Here is an 18,784-nt window from a genome sequence, read left to right as displayed (position 1 = left end):
CTTAGATTGTCGTAATAATAAATTAAATTCTTTAATAGCAAAAAATGCTAACCTAAAAAGCTTAGATTGTAGTACTAATCAATTGACTTCATTGGATATATCAGAAAATATTAATCTAAAAAGATTAGATTGTAATACTAATCAAATAATTTCTTTAGATATATCAGAAAATAATAAACTAACAGAATTAATATGTTGGGGTAACCCCCATATGGAATTATGGATAAATAGTGAGCAAAAAACTTGGGCAGATTGGCTTTTTGAACATGGATACTTAAGTTTTAACACAATAATTTATATTAAAAATAAATAGAATAACTTAGAGAGTTAATGAATTAAATAAAAGTAAAGAATAATTATTTATTTCCCAACTTTATGAGTTATAAAAAGTTCATAAGATATCGTAATAAAAAATATTTATTTGTAGTTAACTTAAAAACATCTCATTTATAAAAAGGACTATTAGAAAATTTATAATACGTTTCCTTTGTTATATATAAATTATTATTAAATAAGAAAAAATGAGAAAATATAAAAGCCAGCCTTTCAGATTAATTAAAATAAAAAATATAGCATTCTCTTTTTTAGTGGATACCGATTGCAAATATAATCTACTTACACCCTGTTTTGTAGACTTCTTTTCTGAAGAATATCCTCCATCTTATGAAACAATTGAATTTCATGCAAGGTTAAACTTGAATTTCCCTACTCAAGAAGCCCCCATAAAAACTCCTTTATATTTGTTTGAAGAGGTTTTCCAGAAGAGAAAAGGGATTAAAAGAATCAAGTGTAAAGATGGCATAAATAGAGGGTGTGAATCTGTTATATGCAATTTTGAATACAATGGAAAGGCTTATTCTGAATTATTTTATATTGACCAAAGCTTATGTTCCCATTGTACCTCCAAGGAAAAAATGTTTTCAGGTATACTAGGAACAGCTTTTCTCAAGAAACACAAATGGATTATAGACTTTGAAAATTTAGAAATTTATAATTCAAAATAGAAGTAATTTATTTATTAATTATAACACGGTTTGTAATAAAAAGTAAACCAGATCATCAACCAACAAAAAAAATCACTTATAATAAACTGATAAATAGAGCCTTATTAATATAAAGAATTAAGGTCTGGGGGGCGTGTGGTCGCTGGTTCGAATCCAGTCACCCCGACTACTTAAAAAGAATTAATAATCAAAGGGTTGTAAATCAAATAACGAATTTACAACCCTTTTTTCTTGCCTATAAAACAACAAATTTGTGGTGAAATCCATAGAAATAAATAGCAAAAACATAGCAAATTTTTCCATACTATAGCAACAACAAATAAAATTACACATTAGGGACGTGCCCTAATGTGTAATTTTTCATTTAAAAAAAATTATATCCTTCCCACTTGCAGAAGATTCTCATTTCAAAAAGTTTGCCCTCTCCTTTTCTGATTGTCTTTACAAGTTTTTGTCGATTATTATATGAAATAAATTAAGTTTACAATCAGATATTTTTTTCTCTAACTTTTCAACAGCAAAAATCTTCCTTAATTCCTTACATTGGTAAAAATAGAGAGGAAATAAATACAATTTCAGATTAAAATTTTGCAAGCAGTAAAGTAGAATTAGAAAGACAGTAAGAGAGAAAATAATTTAGAAATAAAAATATTTCGAAATGTAACCGAAAAAAAGAGAAATTTTAATATAAAAATTACACATTAGGGCACGTCCCTAATGTGTAATTTTCCACCTTTAAAAATAGGATATGACACAGAGACTCAAAATTATTCTATGCCCAGTTTCCTTTTCAATTCTTTCGACAAAGCATCTTTGTGGATCATAACCGATATTGTTTTATAAGCCACATAAGGATAGGAAGCATAAAGGTAACCATCGTACTTGTTGTATTTTCCCCAAGAATTTTTAACGATAAAATAAGGAGTACCGTTCTGATCTTTGGCTTTTCCTACAATATGCATACCGTGGTCGTCGGTAGTCTGATAATTGTCAAAGGCTTGTTGTCGCATTTCCTGAGTGATTTTTTTCTCACTACAGGGCTGTTGAATAAATTGCCGTTGCCGATCTTCTTGGGGCAATGACACCCATTTCGTAATTTCAGCATCCTTCATTTCTTTGGTATCGAATGTAGGAACAACAGCGATTCCATTGGTAAATCCTTTTTCAGACAAATCCGCAGCCCAAGCAAAAGTAAATCCTTTGTCAACTGCTTTATCCAAAACGGCTATAAATTCGTCGAGCGGAAGATTATAAGTATTTCCGTTTAGCCAATTATCCGGTACTTCGATAGCAAAGGAAGTATAATACGGATGGTGGCTAAAAGAGGTTAATTGTATATAATCTGCCATATTCAATCCCAGCATTTGAGCAAAACTCAGCGGTGTATATTCTTTACCTTTGTAAGTAAAAGTCTGCGGTAACACTCCCAGATAAGCCCTTAAAATCCCCTGATAACCGTCTTTCCAAGCAGTGGTAATTTTCCGGTTGGGATTTTTGACGATGATATCGGCATAAGCCCGTAATAAACTGTTGAGTTCTCCATGAGCATGTACCTTTTCGCCATAGTTTAAACCAGTATATACGTCCAGGGGTACAATTCCGTAACGATCGATCCCCCACTGAACATCATAATGCGCTCCACCGGGACTGAAATTCATCTCTCCGTGGAGACGTACGTAACGGTCGGCTTTTTCATTATAAGTATGCCATACAATATACATAGGCGAAAGGCTGACTGTATCTTTTCCCAAACGGGCTATTTCCGATTCGAAAAATGACAGGCCCGACCACGCCCAACAAGTACTGCTCCGATCCTGAGATTTGACATCGGTGGCCGGCATACGCTTGAGTTCGGTAAACTGATAACCTTCTGTTTTTTGTTCCTGTGCCTGAACCTGACACAAAAATGCACAGGCACAAACCCCTATCAATGTAATATTTTTTCCCATAATTTTCTTCTGAATTAATAACCTGGATTCTGTTGACTAGTCCTGTCGGCCGGGGGAAATAACTGTATTTCCGTATAAGAAATCGGCCATATCCGGCGAAAATGATCGAATGGGATGACTCCTAAATTATCCTGGTGTTTTTTGGCTAATTTTTCTTCCGGGGTTCTCCATCTGACCACTTCCCGGCAATTGCGCCACAAATCCCAGGCCCTGTGACCTTCACAAGCCAGCTCGAGTCGTCTCTCATATAAAATATCGTCTAAAGTCAGACCGTTATCGTACTTACGCGGATCGACAGTCGTCCGTTTTTCCCGTAAATCGCTGAGGTATTTGCCGGCATTAGAGTCGTTACTTTTAAGGGCCGCTTCAGCAGCAATCAAATACATTTCAGAAAGGCGGAAAATCTTAGGACTGGTGATCAGTTCATTCCCATTCCTGCCTTCCCACTTCCAGCGGGCATGATAATATTGATACGTTTGGGACCATTCGTAAAGAGAAAAACGGACATCCGTCGGATTTTCCTGCATTAATTCTTCAAAATCAGTCGTCGTCCCAATTCGCTGGTAACGGGTACCTCCGACCAGGGTCCCTAAGGAAACCCATTGATTCGGTTCTGTTTCAGATACATTGACTTCGAAAATAGATTCACTGGTAAAAGTATTGGTCCATACCGATTTATAGTCCTCAATTTCATAAAGGGCAAAAACTTTAGAATCGATGATATCTTTAGCGGCTTTCAGCGCTTCTGTCCAATTTTCCATATACAGATAATATCGGGCCTGAAAAGCACGTCCGGCATACCAGTCCAATCTTCCTTTCTGTCTGGTCTTACTGAGATGAGGAACAGATTCTTCCAATTCAGTACCGATATATTTCCACACTTCCCGGGCTGTATTTCTGTAATTCGGCTGACTGATATCTTCTTTGATTGTTTCTGCGATATAAATACCAAGCGGATCGTCGGTAATACTACCTTTCCCCCAATTTGAGGGAAGCGGGGCATGCATGCGAACCATATCAAAATACATTAATGCCCTCAATACACGGATTTCTGCCAAATATTCCTCTTTTTCTTCTGATTCTTCCAGCGATTTGGCCGACTCGAAAACTTTTATGGAAGCATAGGCCAGATTGTAAAGATTACTGTATATCATGGTCGTTACTTCGTAAGGAGTGGTGGTGTAAGAATAATAGTCAGAAAGCCAACTGGTACTCCCGGCCCGGAAGTCATCGCCCATCAAATCTCCGCTAAACATAAATGTTGCATCGTAATAATAACCGTAAGCGCCACTCGTCAGTTTCAGGTAATTATAACAACCGTTGGTAAAATTATTCAGATCCTTGATATCCGAGATAATCTCCGTGTCCGGCAGACTCGTAGAAGGAGAAATGTCGAGAAATTTGTCACCACAGGAACAGATACTCGTGATCAATCCGATTAAAAGTAAATATTTTATCTCTTTCATAGCATTTTTTTTAGAATTTAATATCGATACCGAATCTCCAGGTCCGTAAAGACGGATAGGAATAGCTGTTATAAGAACCGGAATTATTTACCTCCGGATTCAAATAATCGACCCCATAGAAAGTATAAATATCGTTACCGTTTACATATAACCGAAGTTCCGACAATCCCAAGCGGCCGATCCATTTCTTCGGGAAAGTATATCCCAAACTGATGTTTTTAATTTTCAGGTGATCGGAAGAACGCAAACTGCGGGTAGAGGTATAGTTCGACTTAAACGGGTCGTTATATACAATAATCGGCGTCCCGTTGTCGCCTGGTTTTTTCCAGGCTTTTTTATAGGCATCGAACCGGACGTTTCCATTTCCGAGAGAGGCCCCGTCACGTACGGTCAAAGCATATTGACTATCGAATAAAGTACCTCCAATCGTAAATGTCAGCAGGAAGGATAAGTCAAAACCTTTGTAAGTAAAACGGTTCGTCAGTCCCCCAAACCAATCCGGATAACCTTTTTTGTTAATTACTTTTTCTACATCGCTTGAAGGATCCTGCGAAATAGCGGTATGATCGATAACCGTCTTACCGTCTTCTCCTTTCGTATTTTTATACCACTGACTACGTCCGGTTTGAGTATCGATACCGGCATATTCCCTCAGGTAGTAAGAATACAAATGCTCTCCCTCCCGGTAGATATAATTCCCGCTCTCCTTATCCTTTTTCAATTTCTCTACTTTTGCCCGCATATAAGAAATATTAAAGTTCGTCTCCCAGCTAAAATCGTCCCGTATAAAATTTCTGGAATCCAGAGTGATTTCCAAACCGGTATTCCGTAATTCCCCTTCATTTACAGTCATACTACTCCAACCGGAAGTATAAGGAGTAGAAGCATTATTGATTAAATCGACAGTATGTTTATTGTAGTATTCGAACGTACCTCTCAGGCGGTTTTTAAATAACGAAAAATCGATCCCGGCATTCCAGGTATAAGAACTTTCCCAAGTCAGATGAGGATTACCGTAACTACTAACCTGATAGGCCGGATCAGACATATAGGTGTAATTGATGCTAAACAGGGAAAGCGATCTGTAATAATTGCCCGGCTGAGTACCGTTTGTCCCATAGGATACTTTTGCTCTTAGATTATCCAGCCAATTTTGTGTAGATTCCATAAAAGATTCCCTCGTCAGATTCCAAGCCGCAGAAACAGACCAAAAATCTCCCCAGCGGTTAGAAGCCAGAAAGCGGGAAGTTCCGTCACGCCGCCAACTGCCGCTCAGATAATATTTATTATCGTAATTATAATCGAGTTTAGCTACCCAGGAAATCAGCCGGTCGGAATTGTCGTATCCACCTACAGAATTGGGAAGAGAGGCATTACTCATATACAACAACCGACCGACGGGAAGATTATATCCACTGGCATCTAAAAAATCATAGGTCTGACGCTTGGCTTCATAAACCCCCGTCGCACCGACGTGGTGCAGTCCGAAAGATTTTGTCAATGTCAGTATATTTGAAGAAACGATATTCGTATAAAATGAACGGGTTTCGTTTACTTCCCCATGGTTGGTAGCCCCCTGATTGGAAGAGGGATCCCAGGTTTGCAGATAGCGGGAATAACGGATATCAGCGGCATTGGTGGTCGTAAATTTTAACCAACTCGTGAGATTGACAGTTACAGACAAATTAGTCGTACTGGAGAACCATTTAGTGCGATCCCTATCCAAAGATATGGTTTCCAGGAAATTGGGATCAGTAGAGTTAAAACCCGGCGTCTGGTTCAACTGCCCATTCGGTAAATAAATCGGCTGAGTAGGGTTCATCGCCCGCAGATTGGAAATCGGATTCCCCACGGTTGCGCCCTGGCTATCCAGTTTGGATTCCTGTTCCGTATAAGCGATAGACTGGTTCACAGAGAAATTTAACCATTGGGCCACTTTATTATTGAGGGACAGCCTGGCCGTAAAGCGTTTGAAGTCACTCCCTTCCGTAATCCCAGACTGCCGCAGATAGCCCAGAGAAGCATAAAAATTATTTTTCTCCGTTCCTCCCCGGGCAGAGAAATTGATTTTATCTTCAGAACCTTTTTTGAACATCGCATCATACCAATTGTAATTGCGGGGATGTGTCAAGTATTTTTCCAATTGAGCTTCAGTCAAATTTTCATAATCGAAACTACCATCCAGCGGATCATCCGGATGTACAACCTTGGCGTATTCATTTAAATGCCGGAGGGCATAAACCCGGGCGTCATTTTGGAGAACCAGATAGCGGTTTTCATCAGCCATTCCCGGTAATGCGTTTTGCGAATACAGATAATAATTTTTTATCGCTTCTACTGCATATTCCGTATATTCACTTCCATTCATATAATACCCTTTCAACTGACGCTTGATGGCTTCGGAAGAGAATCCTCTCTCATAAGTCAGTTCAAACCGGGTTTTCCCTTGTTGTCCCTTTTTAGTAGTGATAATAATCACACCGGCAGAAGCCCGGGATCCGTACAAAGATGTCGCAGCAGCATCTTTCAGCACTGTCATCTGCTCGATATCGTTCGGGTTGAGATTATTCAAGTCAAAATCCTCACTGAGGGGAACACCGTCGACGACATACAGAGGATTGGTAGATTCAGAAATGGAGCCGATACCGCGGATCTGCAAACCAACCGTCTCTCCCGGCTGTCCGCCTCCCCGGGAAATACGTACACCGGCCACATACCCTTTCAAGGCCTTTTCAGGAGAAATAGCATCGGCGGCCTCCTTCATCACCTGCTCCCCGCTAACACTAACGGCGGAGCCGGTAAAAGCTTCTTTCTTTGTCGTTCCATAGGCGACAACCATGACTTCTTCCAAATCGGTACTCATAGATTGCAACTGCACGTTCAATACCGAACGATTTCCCGGTTTTTCTTCATGCGTTTTCATACCGACAAAAGAAAATTCCAGAACAATGTGACCCTTATCTTCATATACCAAAGTATAATTTCCCTCCATATCAGTAGCTACCCCCACCGTTGTCCCCTTCACCCTTACTGCCACTCCGGGAAGCGGAACCTTATCTTCGTCTGTGACATGCCCCTTTATTGTTTTTTTCTCGTCTTCCGGATCAGACACCACTCTGTTATCCCGTCGAATGATGATGACATTGTCTACAATTTCATAACGCAGCCGCTTGTTTTTCAATATCCGATTCAGCACTTCTTCAACCGTCTGGTTTTCCGCTTGCATATCCAATAAACCAAGACCTTTTATATCCAGTTCATTGTACACAAAACTCAGATTCGTTTGTTTTTTGATCTCTTCAATGACCTTTTTAAGGCTTACATTACTCATGTTTAAATTTACCCGGTGTCCTTGTAAGAAATTACCAGCTTCGACCGGTATAGAAGTAAAAATAAAAAGTAGTAACACATGCGTTACCCATAAGAACCGGAAAATTCCGGTACACCTCTTCTTCGTGGCTGTTTTTTCCATAACATTTAAGTTTGTTGTGCTACCTTCTGTCGCGTGGCCAGATACGACAAAATAGAGCCGGTTTTGGTTAAATTAAAAACTGATCGGTTTATGAATAAAACACTTGAGAAAGGAAAAAGTATACATCAAAAATTATCTTTCTTTAACTACTTTTTTATTTAAAAGCATAGAAAGCCATTTATTCCTATTCTTAAATTAAATAATCTCACTTTATGCGATAAAAGAATAAAACTGTTTTTTAGCAAAGAAAAGCGGAAAAGACTGAAACCCTAAAAAAACGTCCGGAAAAGGCTGGGTTTTCCTTTTCCGGACAATGCATGCTCTTTTTTGAAACGGATCTGAGTGATACTGATTAGCGAAACCAAAGCCTTTGCTTCCTCTAGATCGGCAAGTTTGACAATCAAAGGTCTGAAAGCTTTACTGAACCGGCTAAAAATTGCTAATCTCTCAAAAATTCTCGGGGACAGCTTCTTTTCAATTTATTGAATCTCCGTGTCGTTTGTAATATCCCTTATACCTAAAAAAAGAAACTTGGCGACGTCTTCCATTATTTCGGGATCCAGTAATTCCGGGACATCCCGTAAATCGTGATAATACATCGGATTTTTGTATTTTCCCGTAGTTCCGGTATGGAAAGTCGGAACATCCGCCCGGTTAAATATCGCCCCATCGGTCCGGGCAACAGCTGTCGGACTCATTTTCCGGTATTCAGAAGTTTTCAGGTAACGATGAATATATTTTTCATTGGCATCGGCAAAATGTTTTTCCAATTGCGGAAAAGATTTGATTCCTCCCATGGAAAAACCGTCACCGCCTCCGACCATATCCAGATTAATCATACACAACGTTTGCGCAAGCGGATACAAAGGGTGAGCGACATAATAGGCAGATCCCAAGATACCGCATTCCTCCGCTCCGAAAAGGATAAATACAATCGTACGTTTCGGAGATATGCCGGACCTTCCAAAAGCTTTTGCTGTTTCCAGCACAATGGCAGAACCGGAGGCATTATCCCAAGCTCCCCGGAATATTCCTCCGTGATTGCCGAGGTGGTCGAGATGCGCCCCCAGGATCAAAGGCTTATTTCGTAATTCCGGATCCGTACCTTCCCATACTCCAATGACATTACAAGTTTGACTATGGGGATTATAATTGGTTTCTGTCTGCATTTCAACTTCACATCCGGTATCGAAGCTGGCCGGTTTTAAAGATTTGCAGATTGCTGCTTTCAACGTCTTTTGATTTTGTCCGGAGGATCTTAAAATATCGTCGGCGACCTCTTCCGATATATGACAAAAGATAATCCCCTGGTGTTTGATATTGGGGTTAGAAGTTTTTCCGACCAACAATACTCCGATAGCCCCATGTTCTATAGCATTAGTGATCCGGCCTGTTGTACTGATATACTGCTCATTCCAGGTTCGATAATCTTTGTGATTCCGGTCGGAACAAGGCACTCCGCCCTCGACCAAAACAATTTTGCCTCGGACATCTATCCCTTTATAATCATCATACCCGAGTTCCGGGGCCGTCAAACCGAATCCGACATACAGGACCGGAGCTTTCACTCTACCGTTTAAAGAATTTGTTCCCGGAAAATAATCTTTCGCCACCTGATAACTTTTCCGGCCTTCCAAAGTAATGATCTCGAGTTTGCCAAGACCCGTCATTTCCGTATAATGTATCGGAAAATGTTGAAAGTAACTACCTTGATCCCCTCCTGGTTTCAATCCCCATTCAGCAAAACGGTTGGCAACCCAATGGGCACATGCCATATACTCGGGAGAGCCTGCTTGCCTGCCCTGATATTCAGGTTTACACAATTCTTCCACAAACGCATAAATTTCGTTACTGGAAATTGAATGAAACACTTGCATTTCTGGAGTATAAGCCGGTTTCTCTTGTGCAAAACTCATAGTATACGCACAAAACAAAAGGACAGAAAATAAGCTATTCTTGAACATGATTTTAGGTGTTATAAATTTAAAGTCATAAAGAGAAATACGATTTTCAATCGTTTTTAACCACTACGGTTTTATCTTTTATCGAAAAACGGACCCGTTCCGTCCTTTCCAAAGCATTCAATATATGAGAGAAATCTTTGTGTTTGTCTATATTTAACGAAAAAGGCAGATCCTTTAGCTCTTCTTTTTCATAGAAGACCTCGAAATTATACCATTGCTGCAAACGCGTCAGAATATCATCCAGCCGAGTATTATTGAAAATAAAACGTCCGGATATCCAACCGACATAATAATCGGTATTTACCGTTTGTACATCAATATTCCGGCCTTCCGGAGTGCATACGGCCTGTTGAGAAGGAGAGAGGATTACCTCGGACTGTTGATTTCTCACTTCTACCCTCCCTTCCACTAATGTCGTATATATCGCTTCCTCCTCCTGATAAGCCCGTACGTTAAAAGAGGTCCCTAATACCTTTACGGCAACATCCTTTGTCTTTACAATGAACGGATGGTCCGGATCGTGTTTGACATCAAAATACCCTTCTCCCAGGAGTTCCACCTCCCGGGTCTTTCCACTAAACCGAACCGGATACCGTAAACGGGAAGAGGTATTCAGATAGACGACGCTGCCGTCGCTAAGCATCAGATGATAATCATTTCCCTTGGGAATTGTCAAAGTGTTATAACGAATAATCGTATCCGGCGATTCTGCCAAAGTATAACGCAAGGTATCGCCTGTACGCAAAATAGAGGAATGAGCAGACCGAATCTCTTCTGCAGCCCCGGTTTCCAAAGGGATATGCCGCCCATCTGAAAGAGTCAGAATGGGAGCTGTCGTCTTTATCACTTCTATATCCTGTACGAAAGGATCCAGAGGTAAATGATCCTGTTTCTGTTTCAGCCATACTAAACAGAGACATAAAGGCAAAACAAACAGGGCCGCATAACGGAAAAAACGTTGCCAACGAATCCTTCTTTTGCGGAAGGTACGTTGACGAATTTGCTTCCATTCTTTTTCAGCCTCCTGAGGAGATAACACACATCTTTCCCGACTTTTCTGTAAAAAATCTTTCGCAATCAGCCGTTGAAAAAGTTCTTCATGACGGGTAGACTCTTGCCTCCAGCGAGTCAGAATCTCCAAATCCTCTTCTTCAATTGTTCCAGTAATATATTGGAGCAGTAATTTTTTTATATTATCGGAATTCCTTTCTTCCATCCGTTTACACTTTTATTCCTATATAACACCTAAACCAAGCTTTAGTATACATCTTCGGAAGATTTTTTATCCGAAAAAATTAACTTTATTTTATTTCGTAAAAAATGATGCGCCCGATTCTTGTACTTTTTTACAGAATTGACCGATATCTGGAATTGTTCCGCAATTTCCGAATGCTTTTTTCCCTCCAGGCTACAAAGATAAACTTCCTTACAGGCCGGCGGTATCTCTTCTACTATTTGATTGAAAATACCAAATATTTCAGCTTCCATCATATCCTCTAAAAACGAATCAGAAGGTTCCTCCCGACTGATAAGTTGCATATAACGGTCTTTTACTTTTTCGTGACGTAACAGATTTAAACAAATATTTTTAGCCGTCTTAAACAAATAAGCACGCAAAGCAGTTTCATCCTTAAAAGTAAGGTGAACTTCCCAGAGTTTAACGAAAATTTCCTGAACCACATCGTTTGCGTTTTCTTTATCGGTGCAATAACGCAGACAAAAAAAACGCAACATCGGATTGTACTTTTCATATACAATCTGAAAGGCCTTCTCTTCTCCTAAGGCTAATTGTGGTAAAATTTCCGTCAAATCCCTTGTTTCCACTTCCAACTGATTATGAATGGTGAAAAATACAAAAAGATATGTATAATGAATTTTTTTGTAAAAAATTTAACTTCAATAAGCTAAATTAGGTGAAAAAATAACAAATTCGGTATTTATCAAATAAATTTCACTATTTATAGAGAGCCTTTTCTATTCATTATACCATTTTTTAATTTCTTTCAGCGGAATATTCCTGAAAAATTTATTCGGCTCACTGAGGGGCACCTAGCCAGTCATACCCAGAATCTGGAAAAATTAGGATACATCTATTGTTCCAAACAATTTATAGGACGCCGATCCAATACCACCTTTTCAGCAACACCGCCAGGCAAAGAAGCCTTCCGCGAAACACATCAATACTTGAGAGGAGTTTTTGAAAAATCAAAAAATACAAATAATTTTTTATCATTTTACTTTCTCCCTCAAAGTACTTTCTAAAAACACCTTCATAAATAAACAGCAAAAATGATCTCAAACCCGATAGTCCCCAGAATGTATATGTAAGTACATAAACTCGCCAACGATGATTTCAAGCCGTATTTTAGGGCTATTTGCCCTCTTTACGCTCTGTATTCTAATATTGTATAGTTTATTATTCAATACAACCTCAGCAAATAGCTCTCCTTATCGGCTCACTATTGACAACTCTCTTTATTTATATCTACATTCTGATTCACAAGGAAACTTATGCCCATTTATCCGATAGTATCGGCCTCTTTGTCATTCTTGCTATTCCCCTGTATTATTCTCAGAAAATCAATGGGAATAATAAAGGATAAGTAAACCGGTCGATTCTGTAGAAATGCTTCCCCTTACTGCCGAAAAACCTTCGGCCGACCAATAGACCCCCTGCTTCTGAATCAGCCTTCCATCAGAATTCTGGGTTTGCTTATCAACAGAACATCAAACGAATACAAATCCTAAAAACAACCTATTCATCCTGACACTATCTTTTAACTAAAAAAATAGTTGATAAATTTGTTCTTTTACCTAAATATGTTTTAATTTGAATGCCAAACCGAAATAATTATACATCAGGACAACGTATGAAATTTATTGTATTCATTTTCATTTTACTTGGAAGTCAGAGTATTTACGGACAAGAAAATATTCAACAGAAATTAGAACGCCTTCTGGCAAAGAATCATTACCGGGAAGCTTTAAAGTATGCGGATTCTCTCTATAAGGCAGGAGAAAATGTACCGGATTTATTATTTTATGCTGGAAAAGCCAGTGAAGGAGCGATGCGTTATTGGGATGCCTGTCGGTATTACCGGGAATGGCTGGCTCAGGATACGACCCAAAGAGAAGCCCGCATCGCCTTAGCCAAAGCCTATTCTTTAGCAGGACGCCTGGATGAGGCGGTAAAAAATTTTGAAAAATTAGCCCAGGAGGATTCATTAGATCTGAACATTAACTTTCAATTAGCCCGTTTATATCAGCAAAATGGGAAATCTCTGAAAGCTATCCCGATCTATAAACGACTCATACATACAGATTCAACCAATACCGTCTTATTAAAAAGACTGGGAGACGCTTATGCGGAAACCGGATTAGCCTTAAGTGCTATCAGTTGCTATATCGACGCTTTCCAACTCGATCCCCGGGAAGGAGGAATAGCCGTAAAAGCCATCAATCTAATGCTGGCAAATAAAGAACAATATGGAGATTTTATAACGTATGCAATGTCTATGACCGATACGGCTTTGGTATATACGCCTCAGGCCCCGAATTTACTGCAAACCCGGGGGATGTTGGAGTATGTAGCCAATCGTTATGTGGCCTCTGAAAAAACCTTTACGGACTTAATCAACAAAGGGTATCCAACAAAACTCAATTACAAATTCCAAGGCTTGTCCCGTTATCAGCAAGATAAATTTTTAGAAGCCTTGGACCCCTTAGCCAAAGCAGACTCACTCTATCAGGATAAACAAGGGAATCGTACGGATCTGGAAGTAGCGATGAAATACGGAGAAACCTTAGCACGCGTAGGCAATCCGATAAAAGCCCTGAAAGTATTCTCGGAAATAGAAGAACAATTACAACCCGATAAGCGTTTTCTTTCCCAATTAGCTATTATGTGCGGAATGGCTTGCGGATTTTCTCTGCAGAAACGGACCCAGGCCGTGGATTATTACTGGAAAGCATATAAATTAAACCCCCGCAATACACAAGCCATTGCTAATTTTGTCAATTATAAATACAGAATTCTACAGGACGAAAGTGTACGGGCAGATGCCTCCGACACAGAAATTCGCATAGCCCTTTTCGCTCACATCCTCTTTCTACAGAAAGTGAAGGATTCTAAGCCTGCAAAAAAAGATTCCATGCATGCAGCTTCCCGCGAAATTTTACAAAAAGAATTGGAACATATGTTTTTCAAAAACGAGACACAACTTACGGTGACGGACCCCGACGGGAAGAATTATACCTATTCCGACGAAGATATCCGGAAATTAATCAGGCTGTAGCATATCCCTTCAGCGGGAAATGATCCCCCCACCGATAAGCCGCTCTCCGCAATACAGGGCAGCCGGTTGTCCGGGAGCAACAGCCCAAGCCGGAGCAGCAAGATTTATTTTCCACAAATGTTCCGACTCTTTTTGAACCCGGATATAGCCCGGCGGATTTAATCCCAACCCCCGGACCTTTATTTCTATTTTATCCGCATATAAATCCGATTCCCGGTGGAAACGAAGATGTTCTAACCATAAGGTATGACTGAAAAGCTCCGACTTTTCTGCCGCTACTATCTTATTGGAAGCCACATCTATCCGGGCTACATACAAAGGAAAGCCGTTTCTGACCGGCATATCCCGTTTCTGACCGATTGTATAATTTAACAGCCCCTTATGCCTACCGATAATTGCGCCCGACAAATCCACTATATTTCCGGAATTCTCTGCAAACTGCGGGATTTGTTGTAAAATAAATTCCCGGTAATCCTGCCCTTCCAAAAAGCAAATTCCCATACTTTCCTTTTTTCGGGCCAATAAAGTATACCCTTGCTGTGCTGCCAATGCCTTTACTTCTGTTTTGGTATAATCTCCCAAAGGAGTACAGGCCGAACAAAGTATTTCCTGAGACAATCCCCATAGAAAATAAGATTGATCTTTCTGGGGATCTATTCCTTTATAAAGATAAAACTTTTCCCCCTCCTCCTTTATCCTTACATAATGACCGGTAGCTATTTTTTCTATCCCTGCTTCTGTCGCCACTTTCCGTAATAACTCCCACTTAACGGTATTGTTACAGCCTGTACAAGGATTCGGAGTACGCCCGGATAAATACTCGGAGATAAAAGTATCCACGACTTTCTGCCGGAATAATTCTACTCCGTCATACTGTAGTAGCGGTATTTTTAAATCAGTACACAATTCTGAAAGTCCGGCAGGAATTTCCTTTCTCCACAAATTCAAATTCACTCCTACCACCCGAAACCCTCTCTGCTGCAAAAGAAGTGCGGTGACGAAGCTATCTACCCCCCCACTTAAACCCACGGCAATTTCTGGTTTCATTTTTAAGTAAAAAACAGATAAGCAATAATAATGGCCGCTACAATACCGGCAGCATCTGCAATCAAACCGCAAGGTATAGCATAACGGGTATTTTTTATACCCACAGCCCCAAAATAAACAGCGACGATATAAAAGGTTGTGTCCGTAGCTCCCTGAAAAGTAGATGCCAAACGTCCGGCAAAGGAATCCGCTCCATAGGTAGTCATCGTATCAATCATCATCCCCCTGGCTCCACTTCCGCTTAAAGGTTTCATCAAAGCCGTAGGCAGTGCTGCGACAAAATCAGCGTTAAAACCCATTCCCTCTACCATCCGTTCGATACCCTCCATCAATATGTCCATTCCCCCGGAGGCCCGGAACACCCCAATAGCAACCAGAATGGCAACCAGATAAGGGATAATTTTAATCGCTATGGAAAACCCCTCTTTTGCTCCGTCAATAAATGCGTCGTACACATTAATCCGGCGGATGACAGCCATTATAATAAAGGCAATAATGACAGAAAAAAGAATCGTATTACTGGCAACATTGGAAACGACAGTAATCATTTCCTTATCCAAAGTAGAAAAATACCAAATGATCCCGGCAATTAAAACCGTCCCCCCCAACAGGTAGGCTAAAATGACTTTATTAAATAAATTAATCCGCTGCCAGACAGACACAGCAATTAAACCGGCAAGAGTAGAAAAATAAGTTGCTAATAAAATCGGAATAAAAATATCAGCAGGATTGGCTGCTCCTAACTGCGCCCGGTAAACCATAACCGATACCGGTATGATCGTCAATCCGGAAGTATTGAGCACCAGGAACATAATCTGAGCATTTGTAGCCCTCTCTTTTCGGGGATTCCCTTCCTGCATTTGCTGCATCGCCTTTAATCCCATCGGTGTGGCTGCATTGTCCAGCCCCAACATATTGGCGGCAATATTCATCATTATGGAACCGTAAGCCGGACTATCCGGAGGCAATTCCGGAAAAAGCCGGCGAAAAAAAGGATGGATTAAACGGGACATCACCCTAACGGCCCCTCCTCTTTCTCCGATTTTCATTATTCCCATCCAAAATGTCAATACCCCCGTCAAACCAAGGGAAATTTCAAAACCGGTCCTGGACATATCAAAAGTAGCTTTCATCAAGGCCCCGAAAACCTGAGTATCCCCATCGAAGACCAATTTAAATAGAGCCACAACAAAAGCAGCTATAAAAAAGAATATCCAAATGTAATTCAGAACCACTTTTTACAATTTAGGAAATCGTTATGTTTACGCCCTTCTATTTTCCTTCACATGCTTTCAACGTATTCTGCAATAAGGAAACAATTGTCATAGGTCCTACTCCTCCCGGAACAGGGGTTATATAAGAACATTTAGGCGCTACCTGTTCAAAATCGACATCTCCGATTAACCGGAAACCCGATTTTGTTTGGTCAGAAGGAACACGATGAATCCCAACGTCGATCACGACAGCTCCCTCTTTTACCATATCTGCTGTCACAAAATGCGGTTTTCCCAAAGCTACAATCAGGATATCCGCCTGTAATGTAATCTCTTTTATGTTCTGCGTACGGCTATGACAAAGAGTAACAGTACAATCCGCATATTTATCCTTACGCGACATCAATACGGACACCGGCGTACCTACGATATTACTCCGGCCGATCACCACACAATGTTTCCCCCGGGTGGGGATTTCATAACGTTTCAGTAATTCGACAATCCCCGCAGGAGTAGCCGGCACATAAGCCGGCAGACCGGTTACCATTTTCCCCACATTACAAGGATGAAATCCGTCCACATCTTTCGCCGGATCAACAGCCAGTAATATCTTTTGTTCAGAAATATGGGCCGGCAAAGGCAATTGGACAATATAGCCGTCTACATCCTTATCTGCATTCAGCTTTTCTACAACCGCCAGCAATTGTTCTTCCGTAATCTCAGCCGGATAACGCAATTCGGTACTCTTAAAACCTACCTGCTGACAAGCTTTTACTTTACTGGCTACATACGTCTCACTTGCCGGGTCATTTCCGACCAGTACAGCGGCCAAATGAGGGACTTTCCGCCCTTCCGCCTTCCATTGTGTCACTTTATCCGCCAGTTCCTGCTTAATCTGTGCAGCAATTTCTTTTCCGTCTATTAATTTCATAGGATTCATGCGGACCGACCGCGTTTATGGTTTATATTAAAAAATACGATTCGCTTTTCCTAGCGTTTCATCCCCGGCATATGCCGCATCATCTTTCCTCCACCGGACAGCATCTTCATCATTTTTTTCGATTCTTCAAATTGCTTTAATAAGCGATTGACATCCTGTACAGTCGTCCCGCTTCCCAAAGCAATCCGTTTCCTTCTGGAACCGTTGATAATATCCGGCATCTCCCGCTCCATAGGGGTCATAGAATGAATAATAGCTTCTACACTCTTAAAAGCATCGTCATCGATATCCACATTTTTCAGCGCTTTCCCGACTCCCGGGATCATAGAAGCCAGGTCCTTGATGTTACCCATTTTTTTGATTTGCTGGATTTGCCCGAGAAAATCATTGAAATTAAACTGATTTTTGGATAATTTTTTCTGCAGTTTTTTAGCTTCCTCGGCATCAAATTGCTCCTGTGCCTTTTCTACCAAAGAAACAATATCCCCCATCCCCAATATACGATCGGCCATACGTTCCGGATGAAAAGCATCGATGGCTTCCATTTTTTCACCCGTACCGACAAATTTGATAGGTTTATTGACCACTGTCCGGATAGATAAAGCTGCTCCACCCCGGGTATCACCATCCAACTTGGTCAGGATCACTCCGTCAAAATCCAAACGCTCGTTGAATTCTTTTGCCGTATTCACAGCATCCTGACCGGTCATGGCATCCACCACAAAAAGAGTTTCGTTGGGCTCTATCGCTTTTTTTATAGCCGTAATCTCGGTCATCATCTGTTCGTCAATCGCCAGACGACCGGCTGTATCGACAATGACAACATCCTTTCCCTCTGCCTTCGCCTGCCGGATAGCAGCCTGCGCTATTCCAACCGGATCTTTACTATTTTCATCCGTATATACCGGTACTCCGATTTGTTCTCCTAAAACACGCAACTGCTCAATAGCCGCCGGACGATATACGTCACAAGCAACCAACAAGGGCTTCTTTCCCCTCTTGGTCTTCAGCATATTCGCCAACTTACCGGAAAAAGTAGTTTTACCAGATCCCTGTAAACCAGACATCAGAACAATGGCCGGATTGCCTTTTACATCGATATCAACATTCTTACCTCCCATCAATTCGGCCAATTCATCGTGTACGATCTTTACCATCAACTGCCCCGGTTTGACAGCTGTCAATACATTCATACCCAATGCCTTATCTTTTACCCGATTTGTAAAATCCTTAGCTATCTTATAATTGACGTCCGCATCCAATAAAGAACGTCTCACCTCTTTCAGCGTTTCAGCTACGTTCAACTCCGTTATCTTCCCCTGTCCTTTTAGTATCTTAAACGAACGTTCTAATTTTTCCGATAAATTCTCAAACATAATTATTATTAGTTATAAGTTACAAGTTAAAAAACTGAAGCTCACCCCCTCCTCCGA

14 protein-coding genes and 1 pseudogene are annotated in these 18,784 nt (G+C 40.6%); 5 read left to right on the top strand and 10 right to left on the bottom strand.

The features are described from left to right. Positions 1–313, top strand: a pseudogene (locus HMPREF9449_RS16655) (leucine-rich repeat domain-containing protein); the annotation flags it as partial. Between the two features lie 208 nt (positions 314–521). Further along, positions 522–1,004 (top strand): hypothetical protein, encoded by a 483-nt coding sequence (locus tag HMPREF9449_RS01115; RefSeq protein ID WP_009135382.1) that lies wholly within the window; start codon positions 522–524, stop codon positions 1,002–1,004. 767 nt (positions 1,005–1,771) lie between these two features. Here the strand turns inward: HMPREF9449_RS01115 and HMPREF9449_RS01110 are convergent. The 6 genes from HMPREF9449_RS01110 to HMPREF9449_RS01085 form a co-directional block, all read right to left on the bottom strand. After that, positions 1,772–2,953, bottom strand: coding sequence for a C1 family peptidase (locus HMPREF9449_RS01110; RefSeq protein WP_009135381.1), 1,182 nt, complete (start codon positions 2,951–2,953; stop codon positions 1,772–1,774). 14 nt (positions 2,954–2,967) lie between these two features. Then, positions 2,968–4,419 (bottom strand): RagB/SusD family nutrient uptake outer membrane protein, encoded by a 1,452-nt coding sequence (locus HMPREF9449_RS01105; RefSeq protein ID WP_009135380.1) that lies wholly within the window; start codon positions 4,417–4,419, stop codon positions 2,968–2,970. A 10-nt stretch (positions 4,420–4,429) separates the two neighbouring features. Then, on the bottom strand, positions 4,430–7,891 hold the full coding sequence (locus HMPREF9449_RS01100) for a TonB-dependent receptor (RefSeq protein ID WP_009135379.1): 3,462 nt from the start codon (positions 7,889–7,891) through the stop codon (positions 4,430–4,432). A 479-nt stretch (positions 7,892–8,370) separates the two neighbouring features. Beyond that, a complete protein-coding gene (locus HMPREF9449_RS01095) occupies positions 8,371–9,807 on the bottom strand; it encodes a M20/M25/M40 family metallo-hydrolase (protein ID WP_187118579.1) in 1,437 nt (478 codons plus the stop codon). Positions 9,808–9,901: 94 nt separating this feature from the next. Then, on the bottom strand, positions 9,902–11,071 hold the full coding sequence (locus HMPREF9449_RS01090) for a FecR family protein (protein WP_009135377.1): 1,170 nt from the start codon (positions 11,069–11,071) through the stop codon (positions 9,902–9,904). 41 nt (positions 11,072–11,112) lie between these two features. Next, positions 11,113–11,679, bottom strand: coding sequence for an RNA polymerase sigma factor (locus HMPREF9449_RS01085; protein ID WP_009135376.1), 567 nt, complete (start codon positions 11,677–11,679; stop codon positions 11,113–11,115). A gap of 111 nt (positions 11,680–11,790) precedes the next feature. On the opposite strand from HMPREF9449_RS01085, the gene HMPREF9449_RS16940 reads away from it, so the two are divergent. From HMPREF9449_RS16940 to HMPREF9449_RS01080, 3 genes are all read left to right on the top strand, one after another. Further along, entirely contained in the window at positions 11,791–12,117 is a 327-nt protein-coding gene (locus HMPREF9449_RS16940) for a transcriptional regulator (protein ID WP_083833171.1), read from the top strand. Positions 12,118–12,263: 146 nt separating this feature from the next. Beyond that, positions 12,264–12,458: an inner membrane CreD family protein gene (locus tag HMPREF9449_RS16965; RefSeq protein WP_147640080.1), complete on the top strand. Its 195-nt coding sequence runs from the start codon at positions 12,264–12,266 to the stop codon at positions 12,456–12,458. A 267-nt stretch (positions 12,459–12,725) separates the two neighbouring features. After that, positions 12,726–14,150: a tetratricopeptide repeat protein gene (locus tag HMPREF9449_RS01080; protein ID WP_040611144.1), complete on the top strand. Its 1,425-nt coding sequence runs from the start codon at positions 12,726–12,728 to the stop codon at positions 14,148–14,150. A gap of 9 nt (positions 14,151–14,159) precedes the next feature. Here the strand turns inward: HMPREF9449_RS01080 and mnmA are convergent, their stop codons facing one another. The 4 genes from mnmA to ffh are packed head-to-tail and all read right to left on the bottom strand — an operon-like array spanning position 14,160 to position 18,727. After that, positions 14,160–15,197 (bottom strand): tRNA 2-thiouridine(34) synthase MnmA, encoded by a 1,038-nt coding sequence (gene mnmA / locus HMPREF9449_RS01075; protein ID WP_009135374.1) that lies wholly within the window; start codon positions 15,195–15,197, stop codon positions 14,160–14,162. Positions 15,198–15,199: 2 nt separating this feature from the next. After that, a complete protein-coding gene (locus tag HMPREF9449_RS01070; protein WP_009135373.1) occupies positions 15,200–16,432 on the bottom strand; it encodes a nucleoside recognition domain-containing protein in 1,233 nt (410 codons plus the stop codon). 37 nt (positions 16,433–16,469) lie between these two features. Next, complete coding sequence (gene folD / locus HMPREF9449_RS01065) at positions 16,470–17,342, bottom strand: bifunctional methylenetetrahydrofolate dehydrogenase/methenyltetrahydrofolate cyclohydrolase FolD (RefSeq protein WP_083833149.1); 873 nt, start codon at positions 17,340–17,342, stop codon at positions 16,470–16,472. 59 nt (positions 17,343–17,401) lie between these two features. Beyond that, entirely contained in the window at positions 17,402–18,727 is a 1,326-nt protein-coding gene (ffh, locus tag HMPREF9449_RS01060; RefSeq protein ID WP_009135371.1) for a signal recognition particle protein, read from the bottom strand. Positions 18,728–18,784 lie beyond the last annotated feature (57 nt).

Source organism: Odoribacter laneus YIT 12061 (assembly GCF_000243215.1).
Classification (GTDB): domain Bacteria; phylum Bacteroidota; class Bacteroidia; order Bacteroidales; family Marinifilaceae; genus Culturomica; species Culturomica lanea.
Note: the sequence above shows the minus strand (reverse complement) of the source record. Positions and strands in the feature narration are given on the sequence as shown.

Excerpts from the sequence above, each read along its gene's own strand:
- HMPREF9449_RS01115 (WP_009135382.1), top strand. The coding sequence starts at position 522 with ATGAGAAAATATAAAAGCCAGCCTTTCAGATTAATTAAAATAAAAAAT.
- HMPREF9449_RS01110 (WP_009135381.1), bottom strand. The coding sequence starts at position 2,953 with ATGGGAAAAAATATTACATTGATAGGGGTTTGTGCCTGTGCATTTTTG.
- HMPREF9449_RS01105 (WP_009135380.1), bottom strand. The coding sequence starts at position 4,419 with ATGAAAGAGATAAAATATTTACTTTTAATCGGATTGATCACGAGTATC.
- HMPREF9449_RS01100 (WP_009135379.1), bottom strand. The coding sequence starts at position 7,891 with ATGGAAAAAACAGCCACGAAGAAGAGGTGTACCGGAATTTTCCGGTTC.
- HMPREF9449_RS01095 (WP_187118579.1), bottom strand. The coding sequence starts at position 9,807 with ATGAGTTTTGCACAAGAGAAACCGGCTTATACTCCAGAAATGCAAGTG.
- HMPREF9449_RS01090 (WP_009135377.1), bottom strand. The coding sequence starts at position 11,071 with ATGGAAGAAAGGAATTCCGATAATATAAAAAAATTACTGCTCCAATAT.
- HMPREF9449_RS01080 (WP_040611144.1), top strand. The coding sequence starts at position 12,726 with ATGAAATTTATTGTATTCATTTTCATTTTACTTGGAAGTCAGAGTATT.
- mnmA (WP_009135374.1), bottom strand. The coding sequence starts at position 15,197 with ATGAAACCAGAAATTGCCGTGGGTTTAAGTGGGGGGGTAGATAGCTTC.
- folD (WP_083833149.1), bottom strand. The coding sequence starts at position 17,342 with ATGAAATTAATAGACGGAAAAGAAATTGCTGCACAGATTAAGCAGGAA.
- ffh (WP_009135371.1), bottom strand. The coding sequence starts at position 18,727 with ATGTTTGAGAATTTATCGGAAAAATTAGAACGTTCGTTTAAGATACTA.